Origin of the sequence: Sandarakinorhabdus sp. (assembly GCF_032115815.1) — a bacterium.
Lineage (GTDB): Bacteria > Pseudomonadota > Alphaproteobacteria > Sphingomonadales > Sphingomonadaceae > Sandarakinorhabdus.
Window position 1 is genome coordinate 1 of sequence record NZ_JAUMBI010000093.1, and the last position, 13,766, is coordinate 13,766.

14 protein-coding genes and 1 tRNA gene are annotated in these 13,766 nt (G+C 64.4%); 5 read left to right on the top strand and 10 right to left on the bottom strand.

All coding sequences use genetic code 11. The annotated features are described in order from the left end of the window. Positions 1-158: 158 nt before the first annotated feature. The 3 genes from RT662_RS05725 to proS are packed head-to-tail and all read right to left on the bottom strand — an operon-like array spanning position 159 to position 3,386. Positions 159-839, bottom strand: a complete 681-nt coding sequence (locus RT662_RS05725; RefSeq protein ID WP_313669747.1) for an ABC transporter ATP-binding protein — start codon at positions 837-839, stop codon at positions 159-161. Beyond that, complete coding sequence (locus RT662_RS05730; RefSeq protein ID WP_313669760.1) at positions 832-2,058, bottom strand: lipoprotein-releasing ABC transporter permease subunit; 1,227 nt, start codon at positions 2,056-2,058, stop codon at positions 832-834. Before RT662_RS05730 ends, RT662_RS05725 begins: the two co-directional genes overlap by 8 nt. Before the next feature lie 17 nt (positions 2,059-2,075). Then, on the bottom strand, positions 2,076-3,386 hold the full coding sequence (proS, locus tag RT662_RS05735; RefSeq protein WP_313669748.1) for a proline--tRNA ligase: 1,311 nt from the start codon (positions 3,384-3,386) through the stop codon (positions 2,076-2,078). Positions 3,387-3,868: 482 nt separating this feature from the next. On the opposite strand from proS, the gene RT662_RS05740 reads away from it, so the two are divergent. From RT662_RS05740 to RT662_RS05755, 4 genes are all read left to right on the top strand, one after another. After that, entirely contained in the window at positions 3,869-4,348 is a 480-nt protein-coding gene (locus RT662_RS05740) for a DUF2314 domain-containing protein (protein ID WP_313669749.1), read from the top strand. A 72-nt stretch (positions 4,349-4,420) separates the two neighbouring features. Continuing rightward, entirely contained in the window at positions 4,421-5,203 is a 783-nt protein-coding gene (locus RT662_RS05745; protein WP_313669750.1) for an enoyl-CoA hydratase-related protein, read from the top strand. Between the two features lie 58 nt (positions 5,204-5,261). Beyond that, complete coding sequence (locus RT662_RS05750) at positions 5,262-6,818, top strand: OFA family MFS transporter (protein ID WP_313669751.1); 1,557 nt, start codon at positions 5,262-5,264, stop codon at positions 6,816-6,818. A gap of 189 nt (positions 6,819-7,007) precedes the next feature. Continuing rightward, positions 7,008-7,667 carry an MOSC domain-containing protein gene (locus RT662_RS05755; RefSeq protein WP_313669752.1) on the top strand — a complete coding sequence of 220 codons (660 nt, stop codon included), beginning with the start codon at positions 7,008-7,010 and terminating at the stop codon, positions 7,665-7,667. On the opposite strand, the gene RT662_RS05760 is transcribed toward RT662_RS05755, so the two are convergent. The 4 genes from RT662_RS05760 to trxB form a co-directional block, all read right to left on the bottom strand. Then, positions 7,612-8,658 (bottom strand): hypothetical protein, encoded by a 1,047-nt coding sequence (locus tag RT662_RS05760; RefSeq protein WP_313669753.1) that lies wholly within the window; start codon positions 8,656-8,658, stop codon positions 7,612-7,614. The genes RT662_RS05755 and RT662_RS05760 overlap by 56 nt on opposite strands. A gap of 27 nt (positions 8,659-8,685) precedes the next feature. Beyond that, positions 8,686-8,761, bottom strand: a tRNA-Ile gene (locus tag RT662_RS05765). 429 nt (positions 8,762-9,190) lie between these two features. Continuing rightward, complete coding sequence (locus RT662_RS05770; RefSeq protein ID WP_313669754.1) at positions 9,191-10,102, bottom strand: LysR family transcriptional regulator; 912 nt, start codon at positions 10,100-10,102, stop codon at positions 9,191-9,193. Between the two features lie 15 nt (positions 10,103-10,117). Continuing rightward, on the bottom strand, positions 10,118-11,050 hold the full coding sequence (gene trxB, locus RT662_RS05775; RefSeq protein ID WP_313669755.1) for a thioredoxin-disulfide reductase: 933 nt from the start codon (positions 11,048-11,050) through the stop codon (positions 10,118-10,120). Between the two features lie 193 nt (positions 11,051-11,243). On the opposite strand from trxB, the gene RT662_RS05780 reads away from it, so the two are divergent. Further along, positions 11,244-11,723, top strand: coding sequence for an Lrp/AsnC family transcriptional regulator (locus RT662_RS05780; RefSeq protein ID WP_313669756.1), 480 nt, complete (start codon positions 11,244-11,246; stop codon positions 11,721-11,723). Here RT662_RS05780 and RT662_RS05785 read toward each other — a convergent pair. From RT662_RS05785 to RT662_RS05795, 3 genes are all read right to left on the bottom strand, one after another. Beyond that, positions 11,720-12,367, bottom strand: coding sequence for a rhomboid family intramembrane serine protease (locus RT662_RS05785; protein ID WP_313669757.1), 648 nt, complete (start codon positions 12,365-12,367; stop codon positions 11,720-11,722). The two genes, RT662_RS05780 and RT662_RS05785, sit on opposite strands and share 4 nt — an antisense overlap. Next, entirely contained in the window at positions 12,354-12,833 is a 480-nt protein-coding gene (gene greA, locus RT662_RS05790) for a transcription elongation factor GreA (RefSeq protein ID WP_313669758.1), read from the bottom strand. Before greA ends, RT662_RS05785 begins: the two co-directional genes overlap by 14 nt. Positions 12,834-12,928: 95 nt before the next feature. After that, positions 12,929-13,766: ATP-grasp domain-containing protein (locus RT662_RS05795; RefSeq protein ID WP_313669759.1), on the bottom strand; the 838-nt coding region annotated here is incomplete at its 5' end.

Sequence of the window (13,766 nt, forward strand, 5' to 3'; positions counted from 1 at the left end):
CTGATCCGTTGGTCGATCCAGGAAGTGCGCCGCATTGCCAACAAACTCGCCCAGCGCAGCATCCTGCCAGCCCACATCATCGCCTGGTCCTGTTGGCGAAGAGCCCATCAAGCCGTTGCACAACGCGATCATATCAAATCAAAGGTGCAACTGTAATGCTAGGCTGTTACCAACCGCCCGCCAGAAAGCCTGACCACGCGGTCCATTTTCTGCGCCAGTGCCAGATTGTGCGTGGCCACCAGCGCCGCCGCGCCCGAAGAGCGCACCAGATCGAGAAACGCCGCCAGCACCAGCTGTGCCGTCGCTTCGTCCAGATTGCCCGTCGGCTCATCGGCCAGCACCAGCGCCGGGCGGTTGGCCAAAGCCCGTGCCACGGCCACCCGCTGCTGCTCCCCGCCCGACAATTGCGCCGGCTTGTGGGTGAGCCGCGCGCCAAGGCCAAGCGATGTGAGCAGTACACTGGCGCGCATGGCGGCGGCGGCTTCGGGCACGCCAGCCACCATCTGGGCCAGCATCACATTCTCGCGCGCGGTGAAATCGGGCAGCAGGTGGTGGAACTGATAGACGAAGCCCAGCCGCTGCCGCCGCACCCGGGTGCGGCCCAGATCATCAAGACTACCAACGGATTCGCCGCAAATCCTTATATCGCCTGTGAAGCCGCCCTCCAGCAGACCGACGGCCTGCAGCAGCGTTGATTTGCCGGAACCAGACGGCCCCAGCAACGCGACGATCTCGCCAGGGGCAACGTTCAAATCAACGCCAGCCAGCACATCGATGCGGGCGCCGCCCTGTTCGAAACTGCGGGCCAGGCCCGTCACCTTGAGCACCGGCTCACTCATAGCGCAGCACCGTTACCGGATCGGTGGAGGCCGCTTTCCACGCCGGATAGAGCGTGGCGAGGAAGCTCAGAAGCACGGCGAGGATGACGATGCCGAGCACCTCCATCGGATCGGTCTTGGCCGGCAGCAGCGTGAGATAGCGTACAGACGGATCCCAGATATCGGTGCCGGTCAGCCGCGACACGCCATCAACGATGCCCTGGCGGAAGGTGAGCAGCGTGAAACCCAGCACCAGCCCCGCCGCCACCCCGGCTGCGCCGATCAGCGTGCCCACTGTCATGAAGATGCGCATCATCGCACCGCGGCTGGCGCCCATGGTGCGCAGGATGGCGATATCCCGCGTCTTGGCGCGCACCAGCATGATCAGCGAAGAAAGGATGTTGAACACCGCCACGATGATGATGATGGACAGCACCCAGAACATCACCGTCTGTTCCACCACCAGTGCCGAAAACAGCGCCGAGTTGCTGGCCTGCCAATCGTTCACCACGGCAATGCCGGCGAGTTTCTGGCGCAGGGGTTCGAGGATGGCCTTGGCTTTGTCGGGATTGTCGGTGACGACCTCGATCATGCCCACCGCGTCGTCGAGGCGCAGCAGCGTCTGCGCGTCCTCCAGCGGCATCACCACGAACGCCTTGTCGTAATCATAAACGCCCACTTCAAACACCGCGACCACCGTGTAGGAAACGATGCGCGGCACCGTGCCGAACGGCGTGGACTGGCCGGCGGGGTTGATCAGCGAAATCTGCTCACCCACCCGCACGCCCAGTTGTTCGGCCAGGCGGGCACCGATGGCCACCGTGTTGGCGCCCGGCGCCAGTGCATCGAGAGTCCCGCCGCGGATGTTGCCGGCGATTTCCGGATTGGCGCGAATGTCGCCCAGCCGCATTCCGCGCACGATCACGCCTTCGACCCGGCCGCCAACACTGCCCATCAACGGCTGCTCGATCAGCGGCAGCGCCTGGATGACCCCCGGCAGCGCCTTGGTATCGGCCATCACCTGCGGCCAGTTTTCCAGCCGGCCACCATAGCCCTGCACGACGGCATGGCCATTCAGGCCCAGAATGCGATCGAACAATTCGGCGCGAAAGCCGTTCATCACGCTCATCACCGCGATCAGCGCGGCAACGCCCAACGCCACGGCCACCAGGCTGATGCCGGCGACGAGGAAGATGAACCCTTCCCCCTGCCCCGGCATCAGGTAACGCCGGGCGACCATGCGTTCGTATGAGGTGATCAAATGCGGCTCACCACGGCGTCGATCGGCACCTCGACCCGTTCGCCGGTGGCGCGGCGCTTCAATTCCACAATGCCATTGGCCAGGCCCTTGGGCCCAACGATCACCTGCCAGGGCAGGCCAATCAGATCAGCGGTGGCAAACTTGGCGCCGCCGCGTTCGTCACGGTCGTCGTACAGCACGTCCACACCGGCGGCGGTGAAATCGGCATAGAGCTTGTCGCAGGCCGATTGGCAGGCGGCATCATCCACCCGCAGGTTGATCAGCGCCACCTTGAACGGCGCCACCGCATCCGGCCACACGATGCCGGCGTCGTCATGGCAGGCCTCGATAATGGCACCGACCAGGCGAGACACACCAATGCCATAGCTGCCCATCAACGGCGTCACCGGCTGGCCATCCGGGCCCTGCACCGAAACGCCCATCGGGGCGGTATACTTGTCGCCGAAATAGAACACCTGCCCCACTTCGATGCCCTTCGACTGCTTGAGCGCGGCGCCGCAGGCGGCTTCGGCGGCGAGATCGCGCTTCTCATCAGTGGCGGCATAATCGGCGTTCAGGCCATCGATGAAGCCCGACAGCCCCGCCCGATCATCGGCATTGATGGCGCTGGTATCGCGGGCCTTGAGCCAATTCTCGTCATAGAAAACGTCGCTTTCACCTGTCGGCGCCAGCACGATGAACTCGTGGGAAAGGTCACCGCCGATCGGGCCGGTATCGGCCTGCATCGGGATGGCATTCAGCCCCATGCGCGCAAAGGTGCGCATATAGGCGATGAACATCCGGTTGTAGCTGTGCCGGGCGGCATCGAAATCCAGATCGAAGCTGTAGGCATCCTTCATCAGGAACTCGCGCCCACGCAGCACGCCGAAACGCGGCCGCACTTCATCGCGGAACTTCCACTGGATCTGGTAGATGTTTCGCGGCAGGTCGCGATAGCTCTTGGCGCCGTTCTGGAAGATGGCGGTGAACAGCTCTTCGGCGGTGGGGCTGAACAGCATTTCACGATCATGGCGATCGGTGATGCGCAGCATTTCCGGGCCATAGGCATCGTAGCGCCCCGATTGCTTCCACAAATCGGCCGACTGGATGGTGGGCATCAGCACTTCGATGGCGCCCGCCCGGTCCTGTTCTTCGCGCACGATGCGCTCGATATTGGCCAGCACGCGCTTGCCCAGCGGCAGCCAGGCATAGATGCCCGAAGACGTCTGCCGCACCATGGCGGCGCGCAACATCAGTTGATGGGAAATCACCTGGGCTTCGCCGGGCGTTTCCTTGAGAACGGGCATGAAATAACGGGACAGGCGCACAGGTTTGTCTCTTTGCAGCAATTGGTAGGATCGGTGATGTGAACGGGGCCTTAGCATGGCTGCCTGACAGGGCAAGCGGGCAGGACAGGCTGGCAATGAATTGCTTAACATTAACCTGCTGTTGCAACGAAGCCACACTCGGCGAAATCGTTGCCAACCCACGCATTCTGCGCCCTGACAGCGTCAAAGAATCGGCATATCACATGCCAACGAGTGGGTACCGCGAGGGGCCCACAAGGACAGATAGGCAGCATGGCTCATCTCGCACGGAGAGGATCCAGGCGTCTTTCACCGCTGCGCGCCGGTCCGGATCGGGTCAACCGGAAAGGGCTTAGGCTGCGCGCGCCGGCTGGGGCAGATGGGGGCATTGGCCCCGGCCGGCGCCGAGTGGTGAAAGAGCCGAGCAGTCTCGTCACGAAGGGCCCGGCCAGGCAAACGGTCGGGCCCTTTTCGTTTGCGGCAAGATGGGTCATCCTCCTCCCATGAAAGCCGTTCTCATCGCCATCGCCATTGCGGCCGTCGTCTGGCTGATGTGGCGGCGTTTTGTATCACCGGCCGGCATGGTCTTCGATCTCGACGATCCGCGCATGGAGATCGCCAAGCAAAGGGCCTGCGACACGTTGCCGGAATTCTGGGCCGCGCTGGCCGCAGCAGCACCGGGCGACAGCGATTTTGGCCTGAAGTTCGATCTCAACCACGGCCGCGGCCTGCCCGATCGTGAACTGATCTGGGCCATGGGCGTCACCCGCGATGGCGATGGCAGTCTCCATGGCCATCTGGCCAACCCGCCGCGCAACCGCGATTTCAGCGCCGGCGAGAAGGTGACCATCAATCCCGAAACGATTGTCGATTGGTGCTTCTTCCGGAACGACGTTGCCCATGGCCATCACATCACCCGGCTGATGATCGATCTCAGCCCGCCCCGCGACGCGGCAGAGGCCCGCAAGCAATTGGGCTGGTAACGCCCCCCACCCTTTCATCAGGCCGCCGCCCTCCGTCCGCCGTGTCACAACCATGGCCAAGGAGGACACATCATGGCTTACGAACATATCAGCGTGGATCGCGACGGCCGCATCCTGGTGGTGACGATCAATCGGCCGGAACGGATGAACGCGCTGCACCCGCCCGCCAACGCCGAACTTGATGCGGTGTTCAACGATTTCGCCGCCGATCCCGACCTTTGGGTGGCGATCATCACCGGCGCCGGCGAGCGGGCGTTTTCCGCCGGCAACGATCTGCGCTGGCAGGCCGAAGGCAATGCCATCACCGTGCCGCCCTCCGGCTTTGGCGGGCTGACCAGCCGCTGGGACCTCGACAAGCCGGTGATCGCCGCCGTGAACGGTGTCGCCATGGGCGGCGGTTTCGAAGTGGCGCTGGCGGCTGACATCATCCTGGCATCTGACAACGCGACCTTCGCCCTGCCCGAACCCAAGGTTGGCCTCGCCGCACTGGCCGGCGGCCTGCACCGGCTACCCCGCGCCATCGGCGTATCGCGCGCGATGGCGATGATCCTCACCGCCCGCACCGTTTCGGCGGCCGAAGGCAAAGAGTTGGGCTTCGTCACCGAAGTCGTGTCCGCCCCCGATTTGCTCACGCGCGCCAAGGCGCTGGCGGCGGCCATGTGCGAACTGTCGCCGCTGTCTCTGCGTGCATCGAAGCAAGCGGTGCTGAAGGGGCTGGAAGAACCGTCCCTGCGCGCCGCTTACGAAGGCCAAGGCAAATATCCCGCAGTTGGCGCCCTGTTCCGCAGTGAAGACCTGCGCGAAGGGCCGCTGGCCTTTGCCCAGAAGCGCAAGCCGGAATGGAAGGGCCGCTGACCCGCCTGCGTCAACCAACCTGTTGACCGCGCCGCGGCCACCGGGCAGCGGAGCGGAAATGGGGGACTTTCTGTCACGCGGCCGCATCACGGCACCGCCGGGCTTTGATCGCTGGCTGGTGCCGCCCTGCGCGCTGGCCATCCATCTGTGCATCGGCATGGCCTATGGGTTTTCGGTATTCTGGCTGCCGCTCAGCCACGCACTCGGCGCCCCGGCCTGCACCAGCCTCAACGCTGCGCTGTCTTCCACCAGCTGCGACTGGCGGGTGAGCGATCTCGTCTGGGTCTACACGCTGTTCTTCGTCGTGCTCGGCCTGTCGGCGGCGCTGTTCGGCAGCTGGGTGGAACGGGTTGGTCCGCGCAGGGCCGGGCTGGTCTCGGCCGCCTGTTGGTGCGGTGGCATCGCGCTGGGCGCGCTCGGCGTGTTGGCGCACCAGCTCTGGCTGTTCTGGTTGGGTGCGGGCGTGCTGGGCGGCATCGGCCTTGGCATCGGTTACATCACGCCGGTTTCCACCCTGATCAAATGGTTCCCTGATCGCCGCGGCCTGGCCACCGGCATGGCAATCATGGGCTTTGGCGGCGGCGCGATGGTCGGCAGCCCGGCGGCAGACCGGTTGATGACGGTCTTCGCCAGCCCTGGTGAAGCCGGCGTGTGGCAGGCAATGCTGGTGCTGGCCGGCATCTATGCGCTGTTCATGACGGCGGGCGCGCTGGGCTTCCGCCTGCCCGCGCCGGGGTGGGCCCCACCGGGTAAGGCCGAAGTGGTCGCCGGTGGCCGCTTCGTGCCGCTCGGCATTGCCAGTCGCACCCCGCAGTTCTGGCTGGTGTGGTGCGTGCTGCTGCTCAATGTTTCGGCCAGCATCGGGATCATCGGGCTCGCTTCGCCAATGGTGCAGGAGGTTTTCGGCGGCGGCCTGTTCGGCCAACCAGTGCGCTTTGCCGATTTCAATGAGGATCAGAAAGCCGCTGCGGCCGCTGCCGGTGCAGGTTTTGTTGGCCTGATCAGCCTGTTCAACATCGCCGGCCGCTTTTTCTGGGCCAGCCTGTCAGATCGGATTGGGCGAAAGGCCATGTATGCCGCCATCCTGGCGTTGGGCGCGGCCTGCTATGGCCTCGCCCTGCCCGGCCCGGCCGCAGCGGCTTTGCCCCTGTTCGTGGCGGCCTTTGCCCTGATCGCTTCGATGTATGGTGGCGGTTTCGCGGCAGTGCCGGCGTGGCTGGCCGATTTGTTCGGCACCAAGCAGGTGGGCGCCATCCACGGCCGCCTGCTCACCGCCTGGTCCACTGCAGGCGTGCTGGGACCGCTATTGGTCGCCTATGTGCGCGATGCGCGCCTGGCCGACGGCGTGGCGCGTGAAGCAGTGTATGGCCCGATCTTCCTGGCGCTCGCTTGCCTGCTGGCGCTGGGGCTAATCGCGGCGCTGCTGGTGAAGCCGGTGGCGGCTGATATGTGGGTGGATGATGAAGATTTGCCTCAGGCCCTGCCCTCAACCACCGCTGCGGCCCCGACAGCGGCTTGGGGCCTGCGCATTGCTGCATGGAGCGCCGTGCTCATCCCACTGGCTTGGGGCGGCTGGTTCACCGTGCAGAAAGCGGTGGTGCTGCTGGCGCAATGAAAAGGGGCCGCCGGTTTCCCGACGACCCCAAAACATTGTCATCCGTCCACGAAGGGCGGTGTCTGGTGTCAGCGAACCCCGACCGTGACCGGGGCCACCAGCGCCTTCGCGCCGTAAATGAAGCAATGAGACACTGGATCACCTCCTTTCGCTTGTTGAACAAGAATTGCAGTGTCAAAGAAAAGGCCCATGATCGCAAGTGGCATTATCGCGCAGCTGCGCATCGGCCGGCCGCAGCCACTGCCGGGCCACCGCATGCTCTCTGCCTATCGCCGTCAGCCCGTCTCTGGGCCGGTAACGGTGCACGAACTGGGGTTGGACGGCGATCAGGTGGGCAACACGCGCGTTCACGGCGGGCCGGAAAAGGCGATCTATGCCTATCCGCTTTCAGGCTATGCCGCATGGCGCGCCGAATTCCCCGACCTCGCGGGCCGTTTCGAGCCCGGCGCCATGGGCGAGAATCTGGTGGTCGACGGTTTCGATGAAACCAGCCTGTGCCTGGGCGATGTGATCCGCTGCGGCACCGCCACGCTGCAGATCGCCCAGATTCGCGAGCCCTGCTCCACCTTTGCCGCCGCAATGGGCACCACGCGCGTGGTCAAGGCGATGGTGCGCTCGGGCCGCTGCGGCTGGTATTTCCGCGTGCTGGAAGCCGGCACCATCACAGCCGGAAACGGTCATGATGTGATCGAACGGCCCAATCCGGCATGGCCGATCAGCCGCTTCACACCGATTGCGGCCGGGAAGGCCGGGCGTCATGAGGAGCTGGCGGAACTGGCCGCCCTGCCCGGTCTCAGTGCTTATTGGCGGGCAAAGCTGGCGCGCCGTCTGGCAGATCAGCAGCAGTAGCGCGCGCAGCACGGAAAGCCCGGGCTTCCATCATCGCCAGCAGCCCTGCGCCAAGCAGGAACGGCACGAACGTGTAAAGGATGCGAAACAGCGCGACGGCCGCCAGCACGCCGGCCTTGTCTGCATCCGGCATCAGGCCAACGATCACGAGTTCGAAAACGCCCAGCCCGCCCGGGGCATGGGCCAGCGCGCCGGTGACCATGGCGACGGCGTAGATAACGAGGAAGGTGAGCAAATCGGGTACGCCCACCACTGGCAGCAGCAGGATGTAGAGCGCGCCGCCCGCCAGCGCCAGATCGAGCGTGCCGATGGCGATCTGCTGCAGGGTCTGCTTGCCATCAGGAATGGTGAAGCGATAGCGCAGCAGCTTGAAGCTGCGTCGCCACACGGTGGCCAGCAGCGTGTAGGCCAGCACGCCGCCCAACAGCAGCGCACCAGTCCATTCTTCGAGGCCTTGTGGCACCCATTCGCGGATGGGTTCGGCCAGGCCCGGCGACACGATCAGGCCGATACCGGCGACAAAGATGATGCCGAGCCAGAAGGTCCAGCCACACAGCAGGATGATCATGGCTATATCGGCCGGCTTCACGCCGGCGCGGGTGTAGATGCGATAGCGCACGGTACCGCCGGTGAGGATGGTCACCCCCAGCGTGTGGCTCATGGTGAAGCTGGAAAAACTGGCCGCTGCCAGCGTGGGCCAGCCAATCCTCGTATATCCCAGGTGGCGGGTGGCGAACCAGTCATAGCCGACCAGCACGACATAGGAGAGGACGGTGGAAACCGCGGCAAAAGCGATCAGATGAGCGGGCGTGGCTTCAATTTCCGCCATCACGTCGGCCAGCGTCACCTGCCCGGAAATCTTCTTCAGGCCCCAGGCCGCCAGCGCCAGCACGACCAGTCCCAGCGCGGCACCGGCCCAGCTTTTCCAATTGGCGCGGGGTCGCTGATCCTCTGCCGTTGCCGGGCCTGTTCCCGCTTGTTGTACCGACACGTCCAGACGCCGCTTCCTTCAAACCGTTGGTAGGCCCGGAGGGACTCGAACCCCCAACCAAGCCGTTATGAGCGGCCTGCTCTAACCGTTGAGCTACAGGCCCGAACCGGGCCCACAGCGGTTAGCCGATGCAGATGCACTTGGGAAGGCCGGGCAGCATGCACAAGGCGGCGCAGCAGCACGGGCAAGAAAAAGGGCCGGATGCAGATGCTGCATCCGGCCCTTCGATCTGGCCCGGAACCTCGCGCCTTGGGGGGGAGGAGTGGCGCGGCCGGGCTGAACGGTTGCCTCAAGGGGGGAGGAGAGGCAGACCGATCAAGCCGGGCGGGCTGCAGGGGGGAGAGCAGCGGGCCCGGCGTTACCGCTATCGCGGCGACCCGATCTATCTACGGAGTCATCGGCCGTTGTTGCAGTGCAATATATCGCGCTGCAGCCATGCATTCAGTGCATATCTTGGAGTGGCTGAATCGAGCCAACATATTGTTATTTCGCTATTACCCCGGGTGCGCACCCATGCCTGCGGCAACCTGCCTCACATGTCCAGAGCGGCGCTGGTCATGCGTTCGACGAGAAAATCGCGCAGCACGGCAATGCGCAGCGAGCGTCGCAGTTCGGATGGATAGGTGAAGAAAGTGCGGAACACCGGGCCTTCCACCTGCGGCAGCACCACCTGAACCTTGCCGGAAAAGCGGATCAGATAGGATGGCAGCGCCGCGATGCCAGCGCCGGCTTCCACCGCCTGCAACACACCGTGGCTGTTGTTGATGGTCAGCGCTGCCGCCCGCGGGCTGCCTTCGTGGCCCAGTTCAAGGATCCAGTTGATGCCCTTCAGAAATTCCGGCGCGGCATCGCCATAGGAAATCAGCCGGTGGTGATCGAGATCGGCGATGCTTTTCGGCTCACCATGGCGGGCCAGATAGTCCGGGCTGGCCACCAGATGATGGCGGATACCGGCCAGCGGGCGCTGCATCAGTTCATTCTGGAACGGGCGGTGAAAGCGGATCGCCACATCGGCCTCCCGCTTGGCCAGATCCAGATCGGCATCGGTCAGCATCAGATGGACGCTGATATCGGGATAGAGATCGAGGAAATCACCCAACTGCCGCGCCAGCCAGGTGGAACCGAAGGAAACCGTGGTAGTCAGCCTGATGGCGCCGGTCGGCCGATCACGGCTGACATCAATGGCCTGCGCCGCCTTGTCGATACGTTCGTGCATGTCGGCAGTGGCGGCGCGCAGCTGTTCGCCTTCGTGTGTCATCGCCAGCCCGCGGGCGTGGCGGTGGAACAGCTTTGCGCCCAGGCTGTCTTCCAGCGCGGCAATCTGGCGGGACAAGGCCGGCTGGCTCATGTGCAGGCGGCGCGCAGCTTCGGTGAAGCTGCCGGCTTCGGCCACGGTGTCGAACAGGCGCAGCTTTTCCCAATCAAGATTGATGCCGGATTGCATGCGCCCCTCCTCCCCTTATCCGTGCGCCAGGAAACGCTCCGCTTCCAGCGCCGCCATGCAGCCCATGCCGGCGGCCGTCACGGCCTGGCGGTAAAGCTTGTCCTTCACGTCGCCGGCCGCAAACACGCCGGCCACGCTGGTTGCCGTGCTGTCAGGCGCGGTGAGGATATAGCCCTCCTCGTCCATGTTCAGCTGGCCCGCGAACAGGCTGGTCGCCGGCACATGGCCGATGGCGATGAACAGGCCATCCACCGGCAGATGCCGCGTGCTGCCATCGTTTGTGTCGGCCAGGGTCAGGCCTTCCACCTTCAACGGCATATCGGTGCCATGCACCTCGGTCACTTCGGCGTGCCAGTGCATTTCCACCTTGGGATTCTCGAGCAGGCGGGCCTGATTGGTCTTGTCGGCGCGCAATTCGCCGCGCCGGTGGATCAGGTGCACCTTGGACGCGAACTTGGTGAGGAACATCGCTTCTTCCACCGCGGTGTTGCCGCCGCCGACAACGGCAACCTGCTTGCCACGGAAGAAAAAGCCGTCGCAGGTCGCACAGGCCGACACGCCAAAACCGCGGAATTTCGTCTCGCTCGGCAGGCCCAGCCAGCGCGCCTGGGCACCGGTGGCGATCACGATCGTGTCCGCCGTCCAGCCTTGGCCGCTGTCCGTCTCCAGCACGAACGGACGCTGCGAAAGATCAACCTTCGTCACGATATCGGTGATGATCTCGGTGCCGACATGGCGGGCCTGGGCTTCCATCTTCACCATCAGATCGGGACCCATCACCATGGTTTCGCCCGGCCAGTTCTCCACTTCGGTGGTGATGGTCAGCTGGCCGCCGGGCTGCAGGCCCTGAATCAGCACCGGGTCCAGCATGGCGCGCGCGGCATAGACGGCAGCGGTATAGCCAGCCGGACCGGAGCCGATGATCAGAACCTTGGCGTGACGAGACATGAAGGCGAATCTCCTGAACGCGCGACGGCGCGATGATGCGTGCGGCCTGACTTAAGCGAATCTGCCATCATTTCCAGCCCGCAGGCAGCGATGCAGCAAGGCTTGCCGAAACTGGCCCTGCGCCAATCTGCATCTTGCGTGCTATTGAAACAATGTTATCAAGAACAGGGTTTTTGGGATGGGGAGTTGCCCAATGGTGCATCGTTCACGGCTGCCGATCGACGATATCGATCGTGTGATCCTGCGCCATCTGCAGGCCGAAGGCCGCGTCACCAATGTCGATCTCGCCACCCGTGCCGGCCTCACCGCCCCGCCTTGCCTGCGCCGCGTGCGCGCGCTGGAGGAAAATGGCGTCATCAAGGGCTATCACGCCGATCTGGATTCGGTGGCGCTGGGCTATGGCATCACCGTCTTCGCCATGGTCAGCCTGAAGAGTCAGGCCGAAGCCGATCTGCGTGCCTTTGAAGACCATGTCGCCGCCCTGCCCCAGATCCGCGAATGCCACATGCTGAACGGCGAGATCGACTTCATCCTGAAGGTCGTCGCCCATGATCTGCAGGAATTTCAGAAGTTCCTGACCAGCGAACTCACCCCGGCGCCGAACGTGGAAAGCGTGAAGACCAGCTTCGTCATCCGCACCGCGCTGTCGCGGCCGGGCGTGCCGGTGGATTAAGGCCGGGCCAGCGGCCGGGCCAACGTCAGCCCGGCAATAAACCCGCCAATGTGCGCCATGATCGCAATCCGCATGTCAGGCCCGGCCAGGGCGGCACCGGCCAGCACCTGCAGCACAACCCAGGCCGCGCCCAGCCCCAAGGCCTGCACCAGCGGGCTGCGTTTGCTGCGGCCGAACAGCATGGCTTGGGCGGCCACCAAGCCGGAAATCGCGCCGGAGGCGCCAACAGCAGGAACCGTGCTCAGCGGCGACCACGCCCATTCGGCAAGACCGCCGGCAAGGCCGGAGAGAAGATAGAGGGCGAGGAAACGGCGGGCGCCCAGTTCCGGTTCCAGGATCCGGCCAATGGCCAGCAGCATCACCATGTTCATCAGCAGATGCGCGGCGCCGCCGTGCAGGAACATGTGGCCAAACAGGGTGGAGGCCGCGCCCAGGGCTGGCAATTGGCCATCCAGCGCCAGCGTGAGCCGCGCCGGCACCAGCCCGGCCCAGAACAGCAACGCGTCGCGCGCATTGCTGCCGGCAAAGCCCATCAATATCGCCACGATGGCATTGGCCAGCACCAGCAGGCGCGTCACATTCGCCGGCGGCGGTTCCGACTCCAGCACAGGCCCGCCCGGCGGCGGGAAATCAGATGAATTCAACGCGTTCAATGGCGTAATATTTATCACCAGAGGGCGTGTGGACTTCCACTTCGTCACCGATCCGGCGGCCGATCAGCGCCTTGCCCAGCGGCGAGGAAAAGCTGATGCGGCTGGCCTTCACATCGGCTTCGTGCTGGCCGACGATCTGGTAGGTCACCGGCTTGTCGTCTTCATCAAGGAGGTGAACCGTGGCGCCAAACACCGCCTTGTCGCCCGACAGCGTCTTGGGATCGATCACGATGGCGCGGGCCAGCATGTCTTCCAGTTCGATCACCTGGGCTTCGATCTGGCCCTGACGCTCTTTGGCGGCATGATATTCGGCATTTTCCGACAAATCGCCGTGCGCACGCGCTTCTTCAATGGCTTCCACCACCGCCGGCCGCTCAACCTCTTTCAGGTTGCGCAGCTGCACGATCAGGGCAGCATGCCCCGTCGGCAGCATCGGCACCTTTTCCATTGTCGCCATGGTCGTTCAACTATCCTGCAAGTCGTTCCAAAGATTTGCCCCTGCCGGCGCGTTTCGGCGTCGTCAGGGGCAGCAGGCGGATATTCTGCCGCCGATCAGGATTGGTGATGATAGGATTGAAGTGGCCGAACTTCAAGCCGGTGTCGCCGCATTGCAGCAATTGCCGCCACGGCGGCCCGGCTGGCCGGCGCCGTGGTATAATAAGGCACGCGGCCATACAGGGCCGAAGCACGGATCGACTGGCTGTCCTTCAGCGACTGCAAACCTTCGGTGGTGTTGAAGATCAGGGCGATCTCGCCATCCTTGATCCGGTCGACGATGTGCGGCCGGCCTTCGGCCACCTTGTTCACCGCCGTCACCGGAATGCCGGCGGCCTTCAGCACCAGTTCGGTGCCCGAGGTGGCGACCAGTTCGAAGCCCAGCGACACCAGATCGCGCGCGGCCTCGATGATCTGCGGCTTGTCGCTGTCCTTCACGGAAATGAACACGCGGCCCGATTGCGGCAGCACGGTGGACGCCGCCAGCTGGCTCTTGGCAAAAGCCGTGGCGAAATCGGCATCGATGCCCATCACTTCGCCGGTAGACTTCATTTCAGGGCCGAGCACCGGATCAACACCGGGGAAGCGCGCGAACGGGAACACGGCTTCCTTCACGGCGATATGGTTGCCCACGTTGCGCGGGGACAGATCAAAGCTGGCGAGCTTCTCGCCGGCCATCACGCGCGCAGCGATCTTGGCCACCGGAATACCGGTCGCCTTGGCGGTGAACGGCACGGTGCGGCTGGCGCGGGGGTTGACCTCGATCAGGTACACGTCGCCATCCTTCACGGCGAACTGCACGTTCATCAGGCCCTTCACCTTCAGGGCGCGGGCCAGAACGTCGGTCTGGCGCTCGATTTCGGCAATGATGTCGGCGGGCAGGCTGTAGGGCGGC